Origin of the sequence: Devosia sp. UYZn731 (assembly GCF_040546795.1) — a bacterium.
Taxonomy (GTDB): Bacteria; Pseudomonadota; Alphaproteobacteria; order Rhizobiales; family Devosiaceae; genus Devosia.
On sequence record NZ_JBEPOL010000001.1, the window covers coordinates 187,369 to 210,990 of the forward strand.

At 60.6% G+C, this 23,622-nt stretch carries 25 protein-coding genes and 4 tRNA genes; 14 read left to right on the forward strand and 15 right to left on the reverse strand.

Translation table 11 applies throughout. The features are described 5' to 3' along the window. Positions 1 to 7: 7 nt before the first annotated feature. A complete protein-coding gene (locus ABIB57_RS00855) occupies positions 8 to 1,198 on the reverse strand; it encodes an amino acid ABC transporter permease (RefSeq protein ID WP_354037969.1) in 1,191 nt (396 codons plus the stop codon). 101 nt (positions 1,199 to 1,299) lie between these two features. Then, complete coding sequence (locus tag ABIB57_RS00860; protein ID WP_354037970.1) at positions 1,300 to 2,316, reverse strand: amino acid ABC transporter substrate-binding protein; 1,017 nt, start codon at positions 2,314 to 2,316, stop codon at positions 1,300 to 1,302. Between the two features lie 254 nt (positions 2,317 to 2,570). On the opposite strand from ABIB57_RS00860, the gene metC reads away from it, so the two are divergent. Further along, positions 2,571 to 3,719 (forward strand): cystathionine beta-lyase, encoded by a 1,149-nt coding sequence (gene metC / locus ABIB57_RS00865; RefSeq protein WP_354037971.1) that lies wholly within the window; start codon positions 2,571 to 2,573, stop codon positions 3,717 to 3,719. Here metC and ABIB57_RS00870 read toward each other — a convergent pair. Beyond that, complete coding sequence (locus ABIB57_RS00870; protein ID WP_354037972.1) at positions 3,701 to 4,474, reverse strand: phosphatase PAP2 family protein; 774 nt, start codon at positions 4,472 to 4,474, stop codon at positions 3,701 to 3,703. The genes metC and ABIB57_RS00870 overlap by 19 nt on opposite strands. A 68-nt stretch (positions 4,475 to 4,542) precedes the next feature. On the opposite strand from ABIB57_RS00870, the gene ABIB57_RS00875 reads away from it, so the two are divergent. The 4 genes from ABIB57_RS00875 to ABIB57_RS00890 all read left to right on the forward strand — a co-directional run bounded on the left by ABIB57_RS00875 (position 4,543) and on the right by ABIB57_RS00890 (position 6,752). Next, positions 4,543 to 4,619 (forward strand) — tRNA-Pro (locus ABIB57_RS00875). A gap of 62 nt (positions 4,620 to 4,681) precedes the next feature. Continuing rightward, positions 4,682 to 4,987 (forward strand): ETC complex I subunit, encoded by a 306-nt coding sequence (locus ABIB57_RS00880; RefSeq protein ID WP_354037973.1) that lies wholly within the window; start codon positions 4,682 to 4,684, stop codon positions 4,985 to 4,987. Positions 4,988 to 5,068: 81 nt separating this feature from the next. After that, entirely contained in the window at positions 5,069 to 5,812 is a 744-nt protein-coding gene (locus tag ABIB57_RS00885) for a sulfite exporter TauE/SafE family protein (RefSeq protein ID WP_354037974.1), read from the forward strand. Positions 5,813 to 5,885: 73 nt separating this feature from the next. Next, positions 5,886 to 6,752 (forward strand): TraB/GumN family protein, encoded by an 867-nt coding sequence (locus ABIB57_RS00890; RefSeq protein ID WP_354037975.1) that lies wholly within the window; start codon positions 5,886 to 5,888, stop codon positions 6,750 to 6,752. A gap of 46 nt (positions 6,753 to 6,798) precedes the next feature. On the opposite strand, the gene ABIB57_RS00895 is transcribed toward ABIB57_RS00890, so the two are convergent. The 9 genes from ABIB57_RS00895 to ABIB57_RS00935 all read right to left on the reverse strand — a co-directional run bounded on the left by ABIB57_RS00895 (position 6,799) and on the right by ABIB57_RS00935 (position 16,393). Next, entirely contained in the window at positions 6,799 to 7,950 is a 1,152-nt protein-coding gene (locus ABIB57_RS00895; protein ID WP_354037976.1) for a Gfo/Idh/MocA family protein, read from the reverse strand. Between the two features lie 11 nt (positions 7,951 to 7,961). Beyond that, on the reverse strand, positions 7,962 to 9,014 hold the full coding sequence (locus ABIB57_RS00900; protein WP_354037977.1) for a sugar phosphate isomerase/epimerase family protein: 1,053 nt from the start codon (positions 9,012 to 9,014) through the stop codon (positions 7,962 to 7,964). Positions 9,015 to 9,154: 140 nt separating this feature from the next. Beyond that, on the reverse strand, positions 9,155 to 10,300 hold the full coding sequence (locus tag ABIB57_RS00905) for a Gfo/Idh/MocA family protein (protein ID WP_354037978.1): 1,146 nt from the start codon (positions 10,298 to 10,300) through the stop codon (positions 9,155 to 9,157). Position 10,301: 1 nt separating this feature from the next. After that, entirely contained in the window at positions 10,302 to 11,087 is a 786-nt protein-coding gene (locus tag ABIB57_RS00910) for a sugar phosphate isomerase/epimerase family protein (RefSeq protein WP_354038731.1), read from the reverse strand. 102 nt (positions 11,088 to 11,189) lie between these two features. Then, entirely contained in the window at positions 11,190 to 11,939 is a 750-nt protein-coding gene (locus ABIB57_RS00915; protein WP_354037979.1) for a sugar phosphate isomerase/epimerase family protein, read from the reverse strand. 175 nt (positions 11,940 to 12,114) lie between these two features. Beyond that, positions 12,115 to 13,203, reverse strand: coding sequence for an ABC transporter ATP-binding protein (locus tag ABIB57_RS00920; protein WP_354037980.1), 1,089 nt, complete (start codon positions 13,201 to 13,203; stop codon positions 12,115 to 12,117). Between the two features lie 6 nt (positions 13,204 to 13,209). Then, entirely contained in the window at positions 13,210 to 14,073 is an 864-nt protein-coding gene (locus ABIB57_RS00925) for a carbohydrate ABC transporter permease (protein WP_299730962.1), read from the reverse strand. Between the two features lie 58 nt (positions 14,074 to 14,131). After that, positions 14,132 to 15,064, reverse strand: a complete 933-nt coding sequence (locus ABIB57_RS00930; RefSeq protein ID WP_502914331.1) for a carbohydrate ABC transporter permease — start codon at positions 15,062 to 15,064, stop codon at positions 14,132 to 14,134. A gap of 93 nt (positions 15,065 to 15,157) precedes the next feature. Next, a complete protein-coding gene (locus tag ABIB57_RS00935; RefSeq protein WP_354037981.1) occupies positions 15,158 to 16,393 on the reverse strand; it encodes an ABC transporter substrate-binding protein in 1,236 nt (411 codons plus the stop codon). Between the two features lie 226 nt (positions 16,394 to 16,619). On the opposite strand from ABIB57_RS00935, the gene ABIB57_RS00940 reads away from it, so the two are divergent. The 5 genes from ABIB57_RS00940 (at position 16,620) to trhA (ending at position 19,544) form a co-directional block, all read left to right on the forward strand. Then, complete coding sequence (locus tag ABIB57_RS00940) at positions 16,620 to 17,663, forward strand: LacI family DNA-binding transcriptional regulator (RefSeq protein ID WP_354037982.1); 1,044 nt, start codon at positions 16,620 to 16,622, stop codon at positions 17,661 to 17,663. A 129-nt stretch (positions 17,664 to 17,792) separates the two neighbouring features. Then, positions 17,793 to 17,869, forward strand: a tRNA-Arg gene (locus ABIB57_RS00945). A gap of 54 nt (positions 17,870 to 17,923) precedes the next feature. Beyond that, positions 17,924 to 18,361 (forward strand): VOC family protein, encoded by a 438-nt coding sequence (locus ABIB57_RS00950; protein WP_354037983.1) that lies wholly within the window; start codon positions 17,924 to 17,926, stop codon positions 18,359 to 18,361. 48 nt (positions 18,362 to 18,409) lie between these two features. Then, positions 18,410 to 18,715 carry a hypothetical protein gene (locus tag ABIB57_RS00955; protein WP_354037984.1) on the forward strand — a complete coding sequence of 102 codons (306 nt, stop codon included), beginning with the start codon at positions 18,410 to 18,412 and terminating at the stop codon, positions 18,713 to 18,715. 142 nt (positions 18,716 to 18,857) lie between these two features. Next, positions 18,858 to 19,544 carry a PAQR family membrane homeostasis protein TrhA gene (gene trhA / locus ABIB57_RS00960; RefSeq protein ID WP_354037985.1) on the forward strand — a complete coding sequence of 229 codons (687 nt, stop codon included), beginning with the start codon at positions 18,858 to 18,860 and terminating at the stop codon, positions 19,542 to 19,544. 7 nt (positions 19,545 to 19,551) lie between these two features. On the opposite strand, the gene ABIB57_RS00965 is transcribed toward trhA, so the two are convergent. Beyond that, complete coding sequence (locus tag ABIB57_RS00965; RefSeq protein ID WP_354037986.1) at positions 19,552 to 20,040, reverse strand: DUF192 domain-containing protein; 489 nt, start codon at positions 20,038 to 20,040, stop codon at positions 19,552 to 19,554. 12 nt (positions 20,041 to 20,052) lie between these two features. Then, positions 20,053 to 20,664: a cold-shock protein gene (locus tag ABIB57_RS00970; protein WP_502914332.1), complete on the reverse strand. Its 612-nt coding sequence runs from the start codon at positions 20,662 to 20,664 to the stop codon at positions 20,053 to 20,055. A 180-nt stretch (positions 20,665 to 20,844) separates the two neighbouring features. On the opposite strand from ABIB57_RS00970, the gene ABIB57_RS00975 reads away from it, so the two are divergent. The 4 genes from ABIB57_RS00975 to ABIB57_RS00990 all read left to right on the forward strand — a co-directional run bounded on the left by ABIB57_RS00975 (position 20,845) and on the right by ABIB57_RS00990 (position 22,166). Then, positions 20,845 to 21,261, forward strand: a complete 417-nt coding sequence (locus ABIB57_RS00975) for a VOC family protein (protein WP_354037988.1) — start codon at positions 20,845 to 20,847, stop codon at positions 21,259 to 21,261. 148 nt (positions 21,262 to 21,409) lie between these two features. Continuing rightward, positions 21,410 to 21,874 carry a YcbK family protein gene (locus ABIB57_RS00980; RefSeq protein WP_354037989.1) on the forward strand — a complete coding sequence of 155 codons (465 nt, stop codon included), beginning with the start codon at positions 21,410 to 21,412 and terminating at the stop codon, positions 21,872 to 21,874. Positions 21,875 to 21,945: 71 nt separating this feature from the next. Continuing rightward, positions 21,946 to 22,020 (forward strand) — tRNA-Glu (locus tag ABIB57_RS00985). 71 nt (positions 22,021 to 22,091) lie between these two features. Continuing rightward, a tRNA-Glu gene (locus tag ABIB57_RS00990) sits at positions 22,092 to 22,166 on the forward strand. Positions 22,167 to 22,282: 116 nt separating this feature from the next. Here the strand turns inward: ABIB57_RS00990 and ABIB57_RS00995 are convergent. Beyond that, positions 22,283 to 23,518, reverse strand: a complete 1,236-nt coding sequence (locus tag ABIB57_RS00995) for a class I SAM-dependent methyltransferase (protein ID WP_354037990.1) — start codon at positions 23,516 to 23,518, stop codon at positions 22,283 to 22,285. Positions 23,519 to 23,622 lie beyond the last annotated feature (104 nt).

Here is a 23,622-nt window from a genome sequence, read left to right on the forward strand (position 1 = left end):
CGCGCTCCTATCGTTCGACCAGCGCCACGCGGGCGTTGTACCAGTTCATGATGGCGGAGGTCAGCAACGAGATCACCAGATAGAACGCCATGGTCATGGCGATCACCTCGATGGCGCGTCCGCTTTGGCCTAGCGCAGTGCCGGCAAACACGTTCACCACTTCGCCATAGCCGATGGCGGCGCCAAGCGAGGAATTCTTGAGCAGGTTGAGATATTGGCTGGTAAGGGGCGGAATGATCACCCGCATGGCCTGGGGAATGACGACGAGGCGCAGCCGGTCACTATCCTTGAGCCCGAGCGACTGGGCGGCTTCGGTTTGGCCGTGGCTCACCGCCAGAATGCCCGCACGCACTGTTTCGGCGATGAAGGACGCCGCATAAATGCTCAACCCCCAAGCCAGCGCTACGAATTCGGGGGGCAGATCAAGGCCGCCCTTGAAATTGAACTTTCCCAGCACCGGTGGGTCGAAGGCAACGGCGGCGCCGCTGACGAACCAGACGACCAAAACGACGACGACCATCAGTGCTAACGAGGACAGGAATACTGGAAAGCGATTGCCGGTCGCCGCCAGGCGACGCTTGGCCCAACGCTGTATGAGGAATGCCCCAACCAGACCGAGCAGGACCGCCAGATAGATCCAATTGAACTGCGGATTCGGCAGCGGCTGCGGCACAAATATGCCGCGCTGGTTGATGAACATATCGAGTGGCAGCGCAAAGGAGTCCTTCACCGCCGGCATCGCCTTGAGAACGGCGAAGTACCAGAAGAACAATTGCAGCAGCAGCGGGATATTGCGAATGGTCTCGACATAGACAGTGGCGAGCCGCGAGATTAGAAAATTGGACGATAGCCGGGCGATGCCAAGAGCAAACCCGATAATCGTCGCAAAGAAAATCGCGATGACCGACACCAGCAGCGTGTTGGTGATGCCCACCAGGAAGGCCTGCCAGTAGGTCGACTCGCGGGTGAATTGGAACAGTGAGAAGTCGATCGGGAAGCCCGCAGTCTTCCACAGAAAATCAAAGCCCGTAGTCTTGCCTTGGGCCGCCAGGTTGATCGAAGTGTTGTGGACGATCCAGGTGACGAATGTGACCAGCAGAGCGGCTACGACGACCTGGTAGATAATCCCCCGAACCACAGGATCGTTATAGAAGGCTGTAGACGGCGGCCCCTGCCGCGCAGATTCAAGCATTGCCATAGGTTAGCCGGTCCCCCTGCTCTCCAAATTCAGGCCAGAAATACTGGCCGCGGCCGGTAACGAAGCACCCGGCGCCAGTGATGGCGCCGGGCAAATTCAAATTACCGGATCGGCGCAGCGTACTGGAGGCCGCCGTCTTTCCAGAGGGCGTTCAGGCCACGGGCAAGCCCGATCGGAGTATCGGGACCGACATTGCGGTTGAACGATTCGCCGTAGTTACCGACGAGCTTGACGATCTGGTAGGCCCAGTCCTTGGTCAGGCCGAGCGGCGTGCCGAAGTCGCCTTCAACGCCGAGCAGGCGCTTGATTTCCGGATTGTCGGAACCGAGCATTTCGTCAACGTTGGCCTGGGTTACGCCCAGTTCTTCGGCCTGCAGCAGGGCGAAATAGGTCCAGCGATTGATGTTGAACCAAGTGTCGTCGCCCTGGCGAACCACCGGGCCAAGGGGCTCCTTGGAGATGATTTCAGGCAGGATGATATGGTCGTCAGGCACGGCGAACTTGGAGCGCTCGGCAGCCAATGCCGACGCGTCCGTGGTGTAGACGTCGCAACGGCCATCTTCATAGGCCTTCACGACTTCGTCCTGATCGACGAACACGACGGTGTTGAATTCGAGCTTGTTGGTGGCGAAGTAGTCAGCCGCATTCAGCTCGGTGGTGGTGCCCGATTCGATGCAGATGGCAGCACCCGACAGGTCCAGCGCCGATTTGATGCCGTCGGCCTTGCGGACCATGAAGCCCTGGCCGTCATAGTACATGGTGCCGATGAACTTGATGCCGAGCTGCGTATCGCGGCTCATGGTCCAGGTGGTGGTGCGCGACAGGATATCGATTTCGCCGGCAGACAGCGCGGTGAAGCGTTCCTGCGACGTCAGTGGGGTGTAACGAACCTTTGTCGCATCGTTGAAAATGGCAGCAGCAACGGCCTTGCAGAAGTCGACTTCCAGGCCCGCCCATTCATTGTTGGCATCTGGTGCCGAGAAACCAGCGACGCCGCCGGTCACGCCGCATTGCACGTAGCCCTTGGCTTTCACGTCGGCCAGAGTATCGGCGTGCGCCGCGGTAACGCCGAAGGTAAGTGCGGCGGCGGCCGCTATCGCGAGAAACTTTGTTTGCATTGTCTTGCCTTTGTTCCTGACCTTGTTTCTTTATCCCGGAGCGCTGTTTGATGGCTCTCGGTTGCACCACCGCTTTGACGGCGGTTGTGATGCTGATAACCATCGAAGCGGCTAATGATACGGGCGTCAAGGGCCGATAGGCCGTTGTGACAGCAAGGCTGTCGCTTTTTTGAGCTTTATACCGAGAGTGATTTGATTTTGGGCAGGCTGGTGCGATGACTGATGAAAACGCGGGCGATTCACGGACGCCGTCGATGGAAACGCTCCTCACTCATCTGGGGCGCGAACCCGACGAACAGTTCGGTTTCGTCAACACGCCGGTCTATCGCGGCTCGACGGTATTGTTCAAAACGCTCGCCGACATCGATGCCCAGGAGCAGCGCTTTCTCTATGGCCGGGCGGGCAATCCGACTACCGAGGGCGTCGAGGCCATTGTCACGGCGCTGGAGGGAGCCTATCGCACCAAGCTGGTGCCTTCGGGGCTGGCAGCAATCACCATCGCGCTGCTGAGCTGCGTCAAGGCGGGCGACGAGGTGCTGATAACCGATACCGCCTATGAGCCCGGACGCCTCTTTGCCGACGGCTTTCTCGCCCGTATGGGGGTGACGACACGATATTTCGATCCGCATATCGGCGCAGGTATCGCCGCCATGATCGGGCCGCGCACGAGGGCCGTGTTGGCTGAAAGCCCGGGTTCAGTGACCTTCGAGGTGCACGACTTGCCGGCTATCTCGGCGGCGACCCGCGCTGCGGGCGTCCGCCTGATCGTGGACAATAGCTGGGCCAGCCCCCTGTTTCACCAGCCGCTGAAGCTGGGTGCCGATATCGTCATTCATGCCGGCACCAAGATGTTCGTCGGGCATTCGGACGCATTCGCCGGCACGATTTCCACGACGGAGGCGTGCTGGGACGATGTCGAGGGGACCCGCAAGCTACTGGGCTTCTTTGCCTCCGGTGACGATGCCTATCTGGTGGCGCGCGGATTGCGCACGCTGGCGATCCGCATGAAGGAACACGAGCGGCGCGCACTGGAGATCGCCACTTGGCTCAAGGGGCAAAAGGAGGTGGACACGGTGTTCCACCCGGCTTTGCCGAGCCATCCCGACCACGCGATCTTCAAGCGTGACTTCACCGGTTCCGGTAGCCTGTTCAGCATCTTGCTGAAGCCTGCGCCGCGCGATGCGCTCGCGGCCTTCCTCGATCATCTCAATATCTTCACGATGGGCTATTCCTGGGGCGGCTACGAAAGCCTCTGCATACCCGCCAATCCGCGCAAGCTGCGCACGGCCGTGCCGTGGACGCGCGAGGGCAATATGCTGCGGCTGCATATCGGGCTGGAGGGCGTGGACGACCTCAAGGCCGATCTGGCCGCCGCGCTGGAGCGCTATGCGCGCGCCCGCTGATAGAGCCGGCGGATCGCGCATAATGGCCGCGGGACAATGTGGTTGTCGGGACGGAACTTGAACATCCAGCGGCGCCTGGCGAAAAAATAACGCACCGCGTAGGCGCCGATCAGGCCCAGGCAGGCCCCTCCGAACACGTCGGAGGGGTAATGCATGCCCACGGGCACCCGCGAGATGGCCACGAAAATGCCCGCCGCCAGCAGCCAGAAGAACAGCCGCGGCGCCAGGAAGCCGACAGTGAAGGCAATGCCGATGGCCGTTGTCGCGTGGCCTGAGGGGAAGCTCTGGAAAGTCCAGTCGTTGACCACATTGCGGAAGCTGTAAGCGCCGAACTGCTCGAACATGTCGGGACGCCCGCGCCCGATCACACGCTTGATGAGGTTTGCCACTAATCCAGGCAGGCCCACTCCGACGAATATATAACCGGCGAGCATCGAGAGCTCATAGGCTGCCAACCGTTTCAGGCCGCGCAGAAAGTGGCCGGCAAAGACGGCAATCAGGAACAGGGCAAGGGAGGGAATCAGTACCCAATCGGACACGCCGTAGTCGGTGATGGCAAAAAACGGCGCGCGCCAGGCTTCGGGCCAGCCGATTGCACCGCGCGATGCCCACACGTCGAACTGCGACACCAGCAGCAGGGCGACCACAAAACCGAGCAAAAACAGCAGCCAGGTGTCGCGATTGAGGCCCAGGGGCCAGGGTTTTGTCAGATCGATCATCGGTAGCTTTCTCGGGTGGCGGCGCGGCGGCGTCAATAGCGCATGTAAAACCGTGCACGCACTTGCCCTTTGCGATCGGACACGGTATCGGGATGCGGCGATCTCGGAGTGTAGCTCAGCCTGGTAGAGCACTGGTTTTGGGAACCAGGGGTCCAAAGTTCGAATCTTTGTACTCCGACCATCGCATTTTCTTCGTGCCTGCTGCATGATCCAGGCAGCAACAAGGTTTGTTGAGGACCTCGCATGACTGCCCGCATTTATCGCCCCGCCCCGAACGCCATGCAGTCAGGCAAGGGCAAGTCCAAAGACTGGATCCTGGTGCACGAGCAGGCCTCGGCCCGCGGCATCGATCCGCTGATGGGCTACACGACCTCGAGCGACACGCGCCAGCAGATCAAGCTGTCTTTCGATACGCTCGAAGCCGCCGAGGCTTATGCGCACAAGAACGGCATCCCCTATTCGGTGCAGCCTGCGCATGATGCGACGCCCAAGCGGGTGAGCTATCCGGACAATTTCCGCTCCGATCGCAAGACCCCCTGGACGCACTAGCGTCATCTGCGTTCGCTATAAAAAGAATCACCCAAGCGCCGCAAGCCATTGTGGCGCTTTTGATTTTTTGGAGTGTTGCCGATGGATGCCGCGCTGCTGATCGTCCTTGCCGGCGCCGCTGCGGCCGGCTTTGCGCAGGGCGTTTCAGGATTTGCATTTTCGCTGGTGGCGCTTTCGGTTTGGGCCTGGGCGGTCGAGCCGCAATTGGCGGCGCCAATGTCTGTGTTCGGCGCCTTAGTAGGGCAATTGGTCACCCTGCCCTTCGTCTGGCGCGGGTTCGAGCTCAGGAAACTGCTGCCATTGCTCATCGGCGGCTTGATCGGCGTGCCGTTTGGCGTCGTGCTTTTGGCGTGGTTCGACCCCGAAATGTTCAAGTTCGGGCTGGGCGCGTTCCTGCTGATCTATTGCCCGGTCATGCTGCTGCTGCCGCACGATTATAAATGGGAGCGCGGTGGGCGTGTCGCCGACGCAATGGCCGGCTTTGGCGGTGGGCTCCTGGGCGGCATTGGCGGCATATCCGGCCCCGTGCCGACGTTGTGGACCAATCTGCGAGGCTGGAGCAAGGAAACGCAGCGCGGCGTGCTGCAAGCGTTCAACATCGCCATGCACACGACGACGCTGACCATCTACGCGTTCACCGGCTCCATCACCGGCGAGGCGCTCCACATGTTCGCGATCATCGCGCCGGCGCTGGCGCTTCCCGCCATGCTGGGCGTGTTGCTGTTTCACCGGCTCAACGCGCAGGCCTTCCGCCGCATGATTCTATTATTGCTGCTGGCGTCCGGACTGACGCTGATCTGGGGCAGCGTGGCGCATTGGCTGTAGCCGCCTCGCGGCTTTTTGGTTTGGCGGCCCACGGTGATCTGTCAAAGTGCGGTCAACCAACCGGATTTTCACCATGACCCTGTCCATCCGCGTTCTCGCCGTCGCAACTGCCCTGCTCGCTGCCGCCGTTCCGGCCAATGCGGCCCCTGCCCTGTGGGAAGTCAGCGACGGCGATAGCAAAATATGGCTGTTCGGATCGATCCATCTGCTGCCGCCGGAAGTCGCGTGGCGGACTGACGTTTTCGATCAGACGCTGGCCAATGCGGACCGGGTCTATTTCGAGACTGATGTCGGCAGTGCAATGCAGGCGACCATCCTGACTTCAGCCATGGCCAAGGGGCTCAACCCGCTGGGTACCACCCTGTCGAGCCAGCTCGACGAGGCCGACGTTGCCGCGCTGCGGGCCACGATTACGAAATGGAAGCTGCCGATCGGGTACATCCAGTCGATGAAACCCTGGCTTGCCACCACGATGATCACCACGGCCGTGATCGCCAGTGTGGGTTATGACCCTAATAGCGGCGTCGATATCGTGCTGCAGCGCGAACTGCCTGCTGAGCGGCAGGCCTATTTCGAAACGGCCGACGAACAACTCGATTTCCTGGCTGGCGCGTCCCAAGAGGAGCAGGTCGACATGCTCGTAGATACAATCAACAAGCTCGACGAATTACCTTCTCAACTGAATGACATGGTCACGGCCTGGTCAGACGGCACGCCGGACAAAATGGCTGAGGCCTTCTTCGACGATCTCGCCGGTTATGACGCCTTCACCCAGCGGCTGATCTTCGACCGCAACAAAAATTGGGTAGAAAAGATCGACACCATGCTGGCGAAGAACGAGCAAGACCTGATCGTTGTCGGCGCCGGCCACCTGATGGGCGATGGCAGCGTGGTCGACTTGCTGGAAAAGTCGGGCTTCAGCGTAAAGCGGTTGCAATAATAAGGCGCCGCATTGCTGCGACGCCCGCGTTTATTCGGGCCAGAGCTCAAACCTCGCTGAGCTTGGTCCACTTGCCATCGGCTTTGCTGGACTGCACCGAGGCCACGATGAATTCCATGCCTTCGACGCCATCGGCCAGGGTCGGAAGCAGGCCGTCATAGGGCGCGCCGTTGCCGCGGATGACTTCGGCGAACTGGCTATAGAGCGTGGCGAAGGCTTCCAGATACCCTTCGGGGTGGCCGGAGGGGACGCGCACGTTCATGGTCGAAGCGGCATTACCGGAGATGGCGCCCCCACGGGTCAGCAACTGCTTGGGCTTGCCGAATTCGGTGAACCACATGTAGTTCGGGTTATCCTGGCGCCATTCGAGCCCGCCCTTGTCGCCATAGACGCGCAATTGCAGGCCATTCTCGCAGCCAACGGCCACCTGGCTGGCCCAGAGCATGCCCTTGGCGCCGCCCTGGAAGCGCAGCATGATATGGACGTTGTCGTCGAGCTGGCGGCCGGGGACGAAGCTGGTTAAATCGGCCGAGACTGCCTCAGTCTTGAGGCCGGTTACGAAGCGCAGCAGGTTATAGGCGTGGGTGCCGATATCGCCGATGGCGCCGCCGGCGCCCGAGCGGGCGGGATCGGTGCGCCAGGACGCCTGCTTGTTGTCGTCCGCGGCGGCCTCGGTGAGCCAATCCTGCGGATATTCGGCCTGGACGACGCGGATGGTGCCCAATGCACCCGATTCCACCAGCTGGCGCGCCTGCCGGATCAGCGGATAGCCGGTATAGTTGTGGGTCAGCAGAAACTTGGCACCGTTCTTCGGCTTGATATCGGCCAGAGCGCGGGCGTCTTCCAGCGTGGAGGTGATCGGCTTGTCACAGATCACATGGATGCCGGCTTCGAGGAAGGCCTTGGCCGGGCCGAAATGCATATGGTTCGGCGTGACGATCGAAACCGCCTCGATGCCATCGGGACGGGCCGCCTCCGCGCGGGCCATCTCCTCGTAGCTGGTATAGATACGATCTTCGGCCAGCCCGATATTGCGGCCCGATTCCTTGGCCACGTCGGGACGCGACGAGAGCGCGCCCGCCACTAGATCGTAGTCTCCATCGATGCGGGAGGCGACGCGATGCACGTAGCCGATAAAAGCCCCCGTGCCGCCGCCGACCATGCCCAGACGAATGCGCCTTGCGCCGTTTTCAGCCATTTTTGTTCCCCTCAGAGCCCGAGAATCTTGCGGTTCGCCGCCATATCGGTGCCCGACGAGGCGAAATCGTCGAATGCATGTTCGGTGACGTGGATGATGTGGTTCTTGATGAACTCGGCGCCTTCGCGCGCGCCATCTTCGGGGTGCTTGATGGCGCATTCCCATTCGAGCACGGCCCAGCCAGCGAAGTCATATTGCGCCATCTTGGAGAAGATCGAGGCGAAATCGACCTGGCCGTCGCCGAGCGAACGGAATCGCCCTGCCCGGTTGATCCAGCTCTGATAGCCCGAATAGACGCCCTGACGGCCTGTCGGATTGAACTCGGCATCCTTGACGTGGAACAGCTTGATACGCTCGTGATAAATGTCGATGAAATCGAGATAATCGAGCTGCTGCAGCACCATGTGGCTGGGATCGTACAGGATGTTGGCGCGCGGGTGGTTCTTCACGCGATCGAGGAACATCTCGAAGGTGACGCCATCGAACAGGTCTTCACCGGGATGCAGTTCGTAGCCAACGTCCACGCCATTCTCGTCGAACGCATTGAGGATCGGCGTCCAGCGGCGGGCCAGTTCATCGAAGGCTTCTTCGACGAGGCCAGCGGGGCGCTGGGGGAACGGATAGAGAAACGGCCAGGCCAATGCGCCCGAGAAGGTCGCGTGTTCGGTCAGGCCGAGGTTCTTGGAGGCCTTGGCGGCCCACATCAACTGCTGCACCGCCCATTCCTGGCGGGCCTTGGGATTGCCATGGACCGATGCTGGTGCAAAGCCGTCGAGCATGCTGTCATAGACCGGGTGCGCGGCGACGAGCTGGCCCTGCAAATGGGTCGATAGCTCGGTAATTTCCAGCCCGTGCTTCTTGGCGGTGCCGCTCAGTTCGTCGGCATAGGTTTTGGAGGTTGCGGCCTTTTCCAGGTCGATCAGGCTGCCGACCCAGGTGGGGATCTGCACGCCCTTGTAGCCATAATTGGCGGCCCAACCGCAGATGGCGTCGAAGGAATTGAATGGCGCCGCGTCGCCGGCGAACTGGGCCAAAAAGATTGCTGGCCCCTTGATGGTGCGCATGTCGTTTTCTCCTCTGTCGGCGCTTGGCGCCTAGTCTTCTGTTGCCGCTTCATGGAACAGGCGGCGAGTGACCGCCGCCTGCTCATTATTGTGATCTCAATCTTGACCGGCGCATGACGCCTGTCAATGAGGTACGCACATCAAGTCCGCAGCAAAGCCCGGGCCTCATCAGGACCAAGTGCCGCTGGACGCTCGCAAGTAGTGGACAGCGTAACAACCTCGCCGATCTCGCCGGCCTTCAGGATCGACGCCATGACGTCTATGGCGTGCAGCGCCACATCGATCGAGCACCGGGCCGCATGCCCGGTCTCGATCGAATTCATCATGTCGGACAAGCCGGCATTGCGGTAATTGGCGCGCGGATCGGGCTTGTCGAGGTCCTGGTTGGGAACGCCAAACGGATGATCCCATGGGGTCACCGTGGTTTTGGTGCCTTCGCGGTCGGTGGTGACGACATCGCCGTTGAAGAAGTTCGGATCTGGCACGTAGACCGAGCCTTCGGTGCCGTAGAGCTCGATATTGTGGTGACCGTGGCTGAATACATCCCAGCTTGCGCCCAGGGTAACGATGGCGCCGGTGTGAAATTCTAGCACAGCGTGGATCGTGGTCGGCGTGTCGACCTTGATCTTGGTGCCAACCAGCGGGGAAGTCGGGGTCGAAATGGTGCGTTCGGGGCTGGCCATGCCGGTAAAGGCGGTGACGCGCTTGATCGGCCCAATCAGGCTGATCAGGTCCGTGATGTAATATGGCCCCATATCCAGGATCGGGCCGCCGCCAACCTGGAAGAAGAAGTCGGGATTGGGATGCCAATGCTCCATGCCACGCGACATGATGTGCATGGTGCCCGACGTGATGCGACCGACCTTGCCGCTATCGATGATCGAGCGGGCCTGCTGGTGGGCGCCGCCAAGGAAGGTATCGGGAGCGGAGCCGACCTTGAGGCCGGCCGCGTCGGCCTGCTTCTTGAGCGCCTTGCCTTCTTCGACGTCGAGCACGAAGGGCTTTTCGGAATAAGCATGCTTGCCGGCCGAAAGGATATCGCGCGAAACGGAGTAATGCGTAGATGGAATCGTCAGGTTGACGATCACGTCGACTTCGCTGTTTTTCAGCAGCTCGTCGGGGGTCTGCGCCGTCACGTTATATTCGACGGCGCGCGCCTGGGCGGCGGCCGGAACGATATCGGCGATGGCACGCACTTCAAGGTTCTTGAACAGCGGCGCGAGACGCAGATAGGCGCCCGAGATATTGCCGGCACCGATGATGCCGACGCCATAAGTCTTGGCCATGTTAGACTCCGAAAGAATTGACGGTCGCGATGGACCGTGTGGCAAAGCGGACGAGATCGTTTGGATTGTCATGCTCGGCGACGAAGTAGCGCGCCGCGGTCTTGGCCTTGACGTGGTTCAGCAGGTCCTTCCACGGCAGCGTGCCGTAGCCGACATCGGCCCAACCGTCTTCGTCGAGGTTTTCGCCGGCGGGGGCGATATCCTTGACGTGGACGGCGACGATGCGCTTGCCGAACTTTTCCAGCCAGGCGAAAGCGTCGGCCTTGCCGCGATAGATCCAGGCGATATCGGCTTCGGTGTAAATGTCTGGGGCCGCTTCAAGCAGCACGTCCATCGGATAGCGGCCATCGGGCAGCATGGCGAATTCGAAATCGTGGTTGTGGTAGCCGAAGGTGATACCGGCCTTGGTGAAGGGGGCGGAAAGCTTGGCTAGGCGCTCGCCGAAAGCCTGCCAGCCGGCAATGTCGGTGGGGCGCTGCTCGGGCGACAGCCATGGGCACATGAACACCGTGGTGCCCAGCGCTTCGTTGATCGCCAAGGCGCGTTCAGGCTGCTCCAGCAGGTCGAGACCGACATGAGCGGTCGGCATGGTCAGGCCATTGGCATCGAGCTTGGCCTTGAGGCCTGGCAGGTCGCCGTAAAGGCCGCCGAGGCCGCCATCGGTGGAGGCGTAATCAAGCCCGCCATAACCTTCGACATATTTGTAGCCCGCACCGGCGACGGTTTTCAGCACCTGATCGAGCGGGTAATTGCGCCCGCTGAACATCTGGAACGACATATCCATTATTTTGGTCCTTATAAGTTGGCCTCTAGGCACATTGTTTGTCACGTTTCCGAACCGGAAAACCGCTGCGCACTTTTCCTGGAAACGCTCTGAGGGAAGCCGGTTCTATTTCCAGCTCTTCCACGCATCCATGGCGCACGTGGCGAAGCGATTCACATCCGACGGGTTGTCGTGTTCGGCAACGAAATACTGCGCGCGGGTCTTGGCGCGAATAGTGCCGATCAGCTTGTCCCAGCCCATGGTGCCCTGCCCCGGATCGGCCCAGCCGTCTTCATCCTCGGAGACGCCGGCGGGCGCGATGTCCTTGACGTGGACGGCGGTGATGCGCTGGCCATAGGCGTCGAACCACTTTTGCGGGTCGTTCTCGCCGCGCACAATCCAGGCCACATCGGCCTCCCACTCGATATCGGTAGCGGTATCGAGGATGATGTTCATCGGCAGCTTGCCGGTCTCGGTGGGCCAGAATTCGAAATGATGGTTGTGCCAGCCAAAGCCGAGGCCGGCCTTCTTGTAGGTCACGGCCAGTTCGGCCAGCGTTTCGGCCAATTGCACCCAGCCGGCTTCGGGCTGCTTGCGCTGATCCTGCGGAATGGCGGGGCAGAACACGGTCTTGATGCCGAGCGTCTCGGCGGTCTTGAGCGTGGCCGAGGTGTCCTTGAGCATGTCGAGGCCGAAATGGCCGGTCGGCATGGTCAGCCCATTGGCCTTGAGCGACGCGGCCAGATTGGTGGCATCGGCATAGAGCCCGCCAAAGCCTTCAACCTGGCCATAGCCAAGCGATTTCAGCTTGGCGAGGACGGTATCAAGGGGCGGAAAATTGCGGGCGCTGTAGAGCTGGAAGGACAGTTCGGTCACTTTTGGCCTCGGAATAACGTTCATATGAGTACATAGGTAGCCTTGGATAGCGGATTAGTCGCACGCTATCGCGCCAGTTCGACAGGTCAGTTGCGTGAAAAGTAACATTGGCCGCGCTTGTGCCGTCGAATGGCTACCGGCGCCCGGGCGCCGGCAGGGATCGTTGCGGAAAAGATCAAATCCGCTTGGTGGTCTCGGCGTTGAACAGCGAGCCGCGGGCTGGATCAAAGCCGATCAGGATTTTCTGGCCGGTCGTGATCACCACGTCGCTGTCGCAGCGGAACGTCACCGGCTTGCCGGCGATCTTGGTCCAGGCCAGGGTGTCCGAGCCCATCGGTTCGACGATTTCGATCTCGACTTCCTGGCTGAACGGCTTGGATTTGGCTTCCTCGCCGATCAGGATGTGTTCCGGGCGGACGCCCAGCACCGCCTTGGTCGAGCCGCTGACCGGAGCCTCGAAGGCGTAGGTGCCCACCGGAACGACCGTGCCATCATCGGCGACGAAAGTCTGGTTGGCGGGATTGAGCGTGCCTTCGAGGAAGTTCATCGAGGGCGAGCCGATGAAGCCGGCGACGTAGAGATTGACCGGCTTGTTGTAGATGGTGTGCGGATCGGCAAGCTGCTGGATTTCGCCATTCTTCATGATGGCGATGCGGTCGGCCAGGGTCAGCGCCTCGATCTGGTCGTGGGTGACATAGATCATGGTGTTCTTCAGGCGATGATGCAGCCGCTTGATCTCGACGCGCAGGTCGCTGCGCAGCTTGGCATCGAGGTTTGACAGCGGCTCATCGAACAGGAACACGTCCACGTCGCGCACCAGAGCGCGGCCGATGGCGACGCGCTGGCGCTGGCCACCCGACAGGTTGGCGGGCTTGCGCGCCAGCAGCGGCTGGATTTGCAGGATTTCGGCGGCGCGGGTGACGCGCTGTTCAATTTCCGCTTTGGGCATGCCGGCGACGCGCAGGCCGAACGACAGGTTCCGTTCCACGGTCATCTGCGGATAGAGCGCATAGGACTGGAACACCATGCCGATGCCGCGATCCTTGGGCTCAGACCAGGTGACGTTCTTGCCGCCGATGAAAATCTGCCCTTCGGTGACGTCGAGCAGGCCAGCAATGCAGTTCAGCAGGGTGGACTTGCCGCAGCCCGAAGGCCCCAGCAGGACGATGAACTCGCCCTTGGCCACTTCCAGATCGAGCGACTGGAGCACTTTGACGCTGCCGAAATCGAGCGACAGGTTTTTGATTGAAACACTAGATTCCATAATAGGTTATCCCTTCACCGCGCCGGCAGCGATGCCGCGGACGAACCATTTTCCCGAGATGAAATAGACCGCCAGGGGCACAAGGCCCGTCAGGATGGTTGCGGCCATGTTGACGTTGTATTCCTTCACGCCCTGCGTGGAGTTGACGATGTTGTTGAGCTGCACCGTCATCGGATAATTCTGGTTGCCGGCATAGATCACGCCGAACAGGAAGTCGTTCCAGATACCGGTGATCTGCAAGATCATGGCCACCACGAAGATCGGCAGCGACATCGGCACCATGATCTGGAAGAAAATCCGCCAGAACCCGGCCCCGTCGACGCGCGCCGCCTTGAACAATTCAGGCGGCAGGGACGCGAAGTAATTGCGGAACAGCAGCGTCAGGATCGGCATGCCGAAAATGGTGTGGATCAGGATGACGCCCTGCAGGGTGGAGAACATCTTGAGTTCGCGCAGGATGATCACCATCGGATAGAGCATCACCTGATAGGGGATGAACGAGCCGAACAGCAGGATGACGAAGAAGACTTCCGAGCCCTTGAAGCGCCAATTGACCAAGGCATAGCCGTTGATCGAGGCGATCAGCACCGAGACGATGACGCTGGGGACGGTGATCTTGACCGAATTGAAGAACCCGACCTTGAGCCCCTCGCAATACAGACCCGTGCAGGCGCTGTTCCAGGCCTTGAACCATGGATCGAAGGTGAAGCGCACCGGCAGCGCGAAGATGTTGCCGCCGCGAACCTCGTCCAGGTCCTTGAGGGAGGTGACGATCATCACGTACATCGGAAACAAATAGTAGACCGATACGAAGAACAGCAGCGAATAGATGATGATTTTGCGGGGTGTGAAGAACGGACGCGGACGCATGCCGCGCGGCTCTAAAGTGTCGACTGCCACGATTGGCCTCCCTTGCTGACGCTGCCGGTCATTTGTTCTTCTTCGGGCCGAATTCGAGGTACGCCCAGGGAATGAGGATGATGGCCACGGTGACCAGCATGACGGTGGAGGCAGCCAGGCCCTGCCCCAGATTGGCGCGGCCGAACATGTAGTCATAGACATACTTGGCCGGCACGTCGGAGGCGAAGCCCGGGCCACCCTGGGTCAGCGCGACCACCAGGTCGTAGAGCCGCACAATGCCTGAACCAACGATCACCAGCGTGGTGACGATCACCCCGCGCATCATCGGCAGCACGATCTGCAGGTAAGTGCGCCAGGTGGGAATGCCGTCGACGCGGGCGGCTTTCCAGATTTCTTCATCAACGCCGCGCAACCCAGCCAGCATCAGCACCATGACGAAGCCGGTGCCTTGCCACAGGCCAGCAATGACCAGGCCATAAATGACGGTGTTGCCGTTGTTCAGCAGGTCAAAATGCAGGTTGGTGAAACCCCAGTCGTGCAGGACCTTTTCGATCCCGTAATTGGGGTTCATGATCCACTGCCAGACCAGACCTGTCACGATGAAAGACAGCGCGAACGGGTAGAGCAGAATGGTGCGGAACGTATTCTCGAAGCGGATTTTCTGATCCATCAGCACGGCCAGCAAAAAGCCGATGACCATGGTGAAGACCAGCGCCATAACCCCGTAAAGCGCCAGATTCTTGGCGGCGCCGATAAAGCGCGCGGTATGGAACAGTCGCTCATATTGGGCAAAGCCGACAAACTTGCCGCTGGGGAGCTGACCCGAATTGGTGAAGGAGTAATACACACTCCAGGCGCTACAGCCGACGAACACCACAAGCACGGTGATAATCATCGGGAGCGCCGCGATTTTGGCGCTCAAGTTTTTCAGTAACAGGTTGCGCAGAAAGCTTGGCCGAGTTGCCGGTTTGCTTTGCGCAGTCAGTGTCGCGTCGGCCATGGATAGATGCCCCATTGTGAGCCTGCGTGGAAAACATGGCCGGCCCGGGATTTCCCCAAGCCGGCCACGCCTAGCCTATGGTCGGACTACCAATTAATCGGCAGCGGCGACGATGTCGGCATACTGTGCCTGCATATCGTCGACAGTCATCGACTTGTCGGCGAAGAATGCGAGCACGAGATCCTGCAGCTGGCCCTGGGTGTCGGAGCTGAAGCTCTGGTCACCGGTGGGCAGCACGTTGTCGGGGTTCGCAAGGATGGCGAGACCCTTCTTCATGCAGTCATTGGCAGCGTTCAGATCGACGTCGCCACGCACTGGCATCGAGCCCTTCTTCAGGTTGAACGCAACCTGCACTTCGGGGGTCAGCAGCATCTTGGCCAGCTCGAGCTGAGCGCGAGTGACTTCAGGATCGCTGTTCTTGGGGAAGTAGAAGGCGTCGCCGCCGGTGTCCACCACGTCATGCAGGCCGAGGCCTGGAAGGCATTCGTAATCCTTGCCAGCGACCTGGTTGGCCACGGCGAATTCCCCCTGAGCCCAGTCGCCCATCACGTTACCGGCAGCCTTGCCTTCGATCACGAGATTGATGGCATCGTTCCACTGGGGAACCATGGCATTGGATTCGGTGGCATCGCGCACGTCGGCGAGAGCCTGCACTACAGCCTTGAATTCAGGACCACGGACGGCGTCGGCATTCTTGTCGACGTTGACCTGACGGAACAGGTCAAGACCACCGATACCAGCCAGGAGCGAACCCCACATGGTATTGATCGGCCAGCCCTGGCCGATGGCCATTGGCAGGATGCCGGCTTCCTTCAGCTTGGGGAAATCGGCAACGTATTCGTTCCAGTTCGCAGGCGTCGCAATACCGGCCTTTTTGAAGGCGGCATCGCTCAGCCACAGCCACTGCGTGGAGTGGATGTTGACGGGAACGCAATACATCTTGCCTTCGTACATGCAAGAATCCATCAGCTTGGCGGGACGGATAACGTCCTTCCAATGCTCGGCGTCAGCCACCGAGGTCAGGTCCTGCATCAGGCCAGCCTGGATGAGCTGCTCGGCATCGCGGCCTGTGTTCATCTGGGTGGCGCCCATCGGGTTGCCACCGAGAATACGGCTGATGATGATCGGGTTGGCGGTATCGCCACCGCCGGCGATAGCGCCGTCGACCCACTTGTCGGTGCCCAGGGCATCGAAGCTGTCGGCGAACACCTTCACGGCAGCGGCTTCGCCACCCGACGTCCACCAGTGCGTAACTTCGAGATCGGTAGCGTGTGCGGTACCGCACATCAAGGCAGCCGCCATCGTGGCAGCTACTGCGAACTTATTCATATGTAGTCCTCCCAACGTCCTCATGGAGCGAAACGCTCCCGCGAAATTGCCAGCCGCTAGGTTACCTTCTTATAGAGGCATCCCCGGCTGGCCGCATGTAATCGATTGCATCGCAAGGTTTTTGCCAGTGCAATCGATTGCATGAGTTTCAAACACTTCTTGCGGCCGTGTCAAGATCGATTTAGACCGTTGGCATTGCTGACAGCCTGAGGGGGTGCTGGCAGGTATGAGTATAGCCAGAAAAACGCCCACAATTCAGGACGTTGCGCGCTTCGCCCGCGTCTCGACCGCCACGGTGAGCCGCGCCCTTTCCAATCCGGAGCGGGTGAGCGAGGGAACGCGCGAGCGCATTTCCGATGCCGTCCAGGCCACGGGATACACGCTGAACCAGGCGGGGCGATCGCTGCGCCAACGCACGTCCAAAACCATCCTGGTCGGGTTGCCCGACATCCGCAATTCATTCTTCTCGACCATCCTCGATGCCATCGAACGCGAGGCGGCGTTGCGCGGTTATGGCGTGCTGGTGTGCAACCGCTATTCGGGCCCCAACCCGGCGCGGCGCTTGGGAGAATACTTCCTGTCGCACCGGGCTGATGGCCTGCTGCTGCTGGATGGCTCGATCGACCTCGATCAGTTGCTGGAACTGACGGGTGACCCGAGCGCCGTACCTCTGGTGGTGGCCTGCGAGGAGATACCCAACGCGCCATTCCACACCGTCAAGACCGACAACCCTCGCGCCGCCGCCCAGGCCACCCGCCACCTGATCGATCTGGGCCACACCCGAATCGGTCACATCGCCGGGCCGGCCGGCAATGTGCTGCGCCAGGAGCGCCTGGCGGGCTTCATGCTGGCCATGGACGAAGCCGGACTAAGCGTCTTGCCGGACTGGATTTTCCCCGGCAATTTCATGATGGAAAGCGGCTATGCGGCCGCCCTGCAGTATCTGGCCATGGCCAATCGCCCCAGCGCGGTATTCGCCGCCAATGACGAGACGGCGATCGGCTTCCTCTCTGGCCTGCGCGAGCAGGGTCTGGAATGCCCGCGCGATATTTCGGTCGTCGGATTCGATGATCTCGCCGTCGCCCTGCACTATTCGCCGCCGCTCACTACGGTGCGACAGCCACGCGAAAAACTCGGGCAATTGGCGGCGCAAACGCTGATCAACATCCTCGAAGGCGATGCCGAAGCCAATCCGCTGCGCATAGTGCTCACCTCTGAGATGATCGTCCGCAGCAGCACCGCCCGCCACTTCCCGCCGCCGCACAGCTAAAGGCCAGCACCCAGAATCACTTAGCCCGATCCGCGGATAAACAGAATCAGCGCCCCTGCCCGGTCTGGCCGGCAAGAAGGGCGTTCATTTTGCCGCAAAATGCGCTAAAGGAGCCCTGCCAAGAGCCGCGGTCCCGTAGCTCAGCTGGATAGAGCAGCAGCCTTCTAAGCTGTTGGTCGGGGGTTCGAGTCCCTCCGGGATCGCCAAAAATCTCTCTTTTCTGATTAGTAGATTGCAACGCCACCTTGGAGATTGGAAACATGGCGCTCAAGCGAATGGACAACGTCGGAATCGTTGTCGAAGATCTCGGAGGGGCGATTGATTTCTTTCGCGAACTCGGCCTCGAGCTCGAAGGGCGGGCCACGATCGAAGGAGAATGGTCCGGACGCGTCACCGGATTGGCCGATCAGCATGTCGAGATTGCCATGATGCGCACACCGGATGGTCACAGCCGGCTTGAGCTCTCCCGCTTCCTTGCGCCGGCTGTCGTCGCAGATCATCGGAACGCCCCCGTCAACGCCCTGGGCTACCTCCGCGTCATGTTCACCGTGGACGACATCGACGAGACGCTGGAAAGGCTGCGCACGCGCGGCGCGCAGCTCGTAGGCGAAGTCGTCCAGTACCAAGACTCCTACCGACTCTGCTACATTCGCGGACCTGAAGGGCTTCTCATCGGGCTCGCCCAAGAGCTCAGCTAAGCGCAATACGAAGACACAGGGCAAAGGTGCCCTAGCCGGAGACTAAGCGTGAAGTTCATCCTCGCCACCGCCGCCCTGTTGCTGTTGACACCAACGTCCGCTTTCGCGGCGCTTTCGGGCTTTTATGACAGCGCCGAACAGATAGACACGATCCTGGGCAGCACCGAGGTTGGCGATGCCTTGCGGCAGGCGCCGATCGGGCAGATCGGCAATACCGGCACCCGAGCCGATGGAGCCAAGGAATGGACGATCCGGACGCAGGAATGCGACCTGGTGGTCTACCTGGTTCCCAAGCCACCAGAGGGGCCGGGCATGACCACCTATAGCCTCGATATGCCCAATACTTGCGAATAGCGCATCGGTCTGTCGGGCCGAGCCTGCAACCGCTTCTTCACCAAATGCGTTGCGTTCAGCTTTACGATGCCATCAGATCGCCTTGTATCGGCAATAGTCTGGTGACCTCCCTAGGCCGAGTATGGGGTTGAAGGAGACGATGATGCGCCTATCCCGTGCGAAGAGCTACTCCTGGTGGAGCCGCGAGCAGCGGCCATTCACGTCAGCGGAGCTGGTGGCTGACGGGGTGGTTCATGTTCTCGGACTGATCATAGCCATCGCGGCGGGGTCAGTGCTTCTCGCATTCGCGATCACCCATACTGCACCCGAGGCAGCGCCGGCCCTGGTGGTTTATGTCGGCTCGCTGGTGGCGGTGCTGGGCGTGTCGCTCGCCTATAATCTGTGGCCGGTTTCGCCGATCAAGATGTATCTGGCGCGGCTCGACCAAGCGGCCATTTTCCTTTTCATCGCGGGCACTTATACGCCGTTCCTCGCCGTACTTGGCGGCACCCCGGTGGCAATGGTCCTGACGGTGTTCGTATGGGGTGCGTCGCTGATCGGCATCGCGCTCAAGCTGATCGTGCCCGAGCGCTTTGGCCGCCTGGCGATCGCGCTTTATCTCGCTATCGGCTGGAGCGGAATTTTCGTGTTCAGTTCGCTCGCCCATTCGCTGCCGCCGCTGGCGCTCTGGCTGTTGCCGGCGGGGGGCGTGGTCTACTCGCTCGGGATCATCTTCCATCTCTGGGAGAAGCTGAAATTCCAGAACGCGCTGTGGCATGTCTTCGTGGTGGCCGGCGCCTGCCTGCACCTGTGGGCCGTGCTGGACACCATGGTCATTAGCCGGCTCTAGTACCCGCCTATTTGGTCTTTTGACCAACGCGATCATGGATCATCGTGTCGCCCGGCCGCAGCCCGATCGAGGCCGCCACGCCGCCAGGGACTTCCAGCACGTACTGCACCGGCGCCCCCGAGGGGATCGAGGTCGTATCCATCGGACGCGCATTGGCGTGAACGGTTTTGACCACGCCGTCGGCACCGACAAACACCATGTCGAGCGGGATGAAAGTGTTCTGCATCCAGAACGAGACTGGGCGCTCTTCCTTGAAATCAAACAGCATACCCGCATCGTCGGCCAGGTCCTGCACGAACATCAGCCCCTTGGCCCGCCCCTCGGGTGTATCGACCACTTCGACATGGAAGGCATGATCGCCGCTCGCAGTGCGCAGCACCAGCTTACCCTCGTCGCTGCAAGCGGCCAGCGGCGCGAAAGCAATGATGGCAGCCAAGCCCAGCCCAAGCCCCTTCAGGACGCGCACAGGCTGGCGGACGGCGGTCGAATGGAACATCGGATGGAGACCTTAGTGAGAAGACGGGGCGTCGCCCCAACCATCCGGGCGGATTTCGGCGACCATAAGGCCCTTGGGGCCATTGCCGTAGCGCACCAGCACAAATTGGCCGGGGCGCAGCTCGGTTATTCCGAAGCGGCGCAGGGTTTCCATATGCACGAAAATGTCGGGAGTACCCTCGCCCGCCGAGAGGAAGCCAAAGCCGCGGATGCGGTTGAACCACTTCACTTCCAGCCGTACCATGCCGGAGGTCGCCTCAACCACCACATGGGTGCGCTGTGCTGGCATTTGCGCGGGATGGCGCGCCGTCGATTCGTCCATCGAGACGACACGGAACGCCTGCAGGCCGCCGGGGCGATTGAGGGCCTCGACGACGATGCGGGCGCCTTCATAGGCGGTCTGGTAACCGTCGCGGCGCAGGCAGGTCACATGCAGCAAAACATCGGGCATGCCGTTATCGGGGACGATGAAGCCAAAACCCTTGCCGGCGTCGAACCATTTGATGGCGCCGATGATCTCGATGGTATCGAGCCCGGCATCGCCGCTTTCGGATTGGGCTGCCGGGCCTGTCTCCCCCGACAAACCTCCGGCCTCATCGCCGTCGCCAGAAAACTTGGCCCCCATATTCCCCAAAGCCTTTTCGTACTCGCCTCGCCGCCGCGAGGTACTCCACAAGACATGCACACTCTGTCCGATTCAAACCCAAAAGTTAAGAAGGTGTTGCGATTTTGTTTGGGATGGCAGCGATTGCCCCGCGTCACCCAGGTTGGTAGGCCTATCGCAGCGATTTAGAGGAGAACAGGCATGCAATATCTGCACACCATGGTGCGCGTCACCGACGTCGAAGTGAGCCTCAAATTCTATTGCCAGGGCCTGGGTTTGGAAGAAACCCGGCGTAGCGAGAATGAAAAGGGCCGCTACACGCTGATCTTCCTGCGCGCGCCTGGCGATGTCGGCGGCGAGGTCGAATTGACCTACAACTGGGATCCGGAGGAATATACTGGCGGCCGCAATTTCGGCCATCTGGCGTATCGGACCCAGGATATCTATGCCCTGTGCCAGCACCTGTCCGATATGGGCGTGGTGATCAACCGGCCGCCGCGCGACGGCCACATGGCCTTCGTGCGCTCGCCGGACGGCATTTCCGTCGAGTTGATCCAGGACGGCACCCTGCCCCCGCAAGAGCCGTGGCTGTCGATGCCGAACACCGGTAAGTGGTAAGTGGTAAGTGGTAAGCCACTAGCCGATGACTAACGTTTCGCTAACCGTGCCGCTTAGCGCGCGGTTAGCGAAAACAATCGTATTTTAGCGACTTCACCCGACCATGTTTGACTGTTGCATTCGCGCAACATTGGTCCCGGAAGCCGCCATGAGATCAATCACCCTTATCCTCGCCTGTACCCTGGCCCTGACCGGTTGCATGCCCATGGCCATGTTTGCCAGCAGCAGCGGCGCCAGCTATTCGGGCAAGGGAAACAGTTTTGGCACCTTCGTGGCGAGCCGGGACGTCAACGCCTTCTGCATCAGCCCCAAGCTGCGTTTCCTGATCTGGGACTTCGAGGGCCATTTCGGCAAGAAGGTGATCATGAATTCGGGGTATCGCGACAACCAGCATAATTCGTCGGCCGGTGGCCAGGATAATTCATACCACAAGAAGTGCATGGCGGCCGATTTCTACATCCCCGGAATCGATAAAAGTCAGCTCATCGCCTATGCCATGCGCAATGATGATGTGGGCGGACTGGGCTGCTATCCTGGCCGCTCCTTCATCCATGTCGATGTGCGCGACCGCCCGCGCGGCTATTCGCGCCCGGTGACTTTCAGCGGTTGTTGAAAAATTCGGTTTGGCGGTCGGAAATGGGTTGCACATCCGGGATGAGCTGAATATACGAACGCAACGCTTAGGCGCCCATCGTCTATCGGTTAGGACGGCACCCTTTCACGGTGCAGAGCGGGGTTCGATTCCCCGTGGGCGTACCACCCTCTTGCCAGCCAAGAGCCAAGCGTTTAACGACAGAGATGCCAAGACTACTGGCACCTCAATGACCAATGCGCCCATCGTCTATCGGTCAGGACGGCACCCTCTCACGGTGCAGAGCGGGGTTCGATTCCCCGTGGGCGTACCAGTCAACCCTTCCCAATTTCCCTGCCACTGCAAAGAGCTTTGTCACGGCTATGCCGGCGGCAAAAAATAAGGCCGCCAATTTGGCGACCTTGGACCATTGGGTCAGACCGCCTCGAATCAAGCCGGCTTGCGGTACTGATAAATCCCGACGTCGATGGCGCCTTCAGTGAAGCCGGCCTCGCAATAGCTCAGATAATAGACCCACTTGCGCTTGAATTCCTCGTCATAGCCGAGCGGGGCGATCATGGGCCACCGTTCGAGGAACCGGTCGCGCCACAGCTTGAGGGTCTTGGCATAGGACAGGCGGAACGTCTCGGTGCTTTCCAGCACCAGGCCGACCTTGTCGCCCATCTGCTGCATCGCCGTCTTGGTCAGCAGCATGCCGCCGGGAAAAATGTAGCGCTGGATGAAATCGGGCCCACTGCGATAGCCTTCGAAATCGGCCTCGTTGATGGTGATGGCCTGGATGGCGGCCGTGCCGCCGGCCTTGAGCCGATCGAAGACGGTCTGAAAATAGCTCGGCCAATTGTCTTCGCCCACCGCCTCGATCATCTCGATCGAGCCGATGTGGTCGAACTGGCCCTTGGTGTGGCGGTAGTCCTCGAAGTGCAGCGTAGCAAGGTTATCGAGGTCCTGCCGGGCCAGACGATCCTGCCCGAACTTGAGCTGTTCGGCCGAGAGCGTGATGCCATGCAGCTTGGCCTTGTAGTCGCGCGCGACGGTTTCGGCGAAACCACCCCAGCCGCAGCCGATCTCCAAGACGCTCGAGCCTTCAGTGATGCCCGCCATATCGGCAACGCGGTGATATTTGACCCGCTGGGCTTCTTCGAGGCTCTGGTCGCCGGAGGTGAACACTGCCGACGAATAGGTCATCGAGGGATCGAGCCACTGGCCGTAGAAATCGTTGCCGAGGTCGTAGTGCTCGGCGATGTTCTGCTTGGAACCCTCAAGCGAGTTCGGTCGCGACATATGATAGGCGAAATCCTGCGCCGCCTTGCGGAACAGGCCCGGATTGGCATTTTCGAAGATGTCCCGGTTCTGCAGGAAAAAGCGGAACAGCGCGGTCAGGTCGTCGATTTCGATATCACCCTGCATATAGGCATGGGCGAAACCGACCGTGCCGCGGCGCATCGAATCCTTGATGACCTTGAAGTTGTTGAGCCGCAGGACCGAATGCTCGCCGGTCGACGGGTTACCAATCGTGCGGGCGCGGCCGTTGGGGAATATGACGGTGACGGCGCCGTGGCGCGGGTGGCCGAGCAGGCGAACACCCACCGACTCGACAACGCGGGATATAAATTGCGTCCACAGCGTTACGCCGCCGCGGTTCGTATCAACTGCTGTTTTAGTCATTAGGCCGCAAATTCCAACTAATGAGTGGGCGGCGGCTGCTGAGCGGTCGCCGAGACTTGAGCTTCGTGGCGCTTCCACCGGGCCACAATAGTAACGCTTCCCAG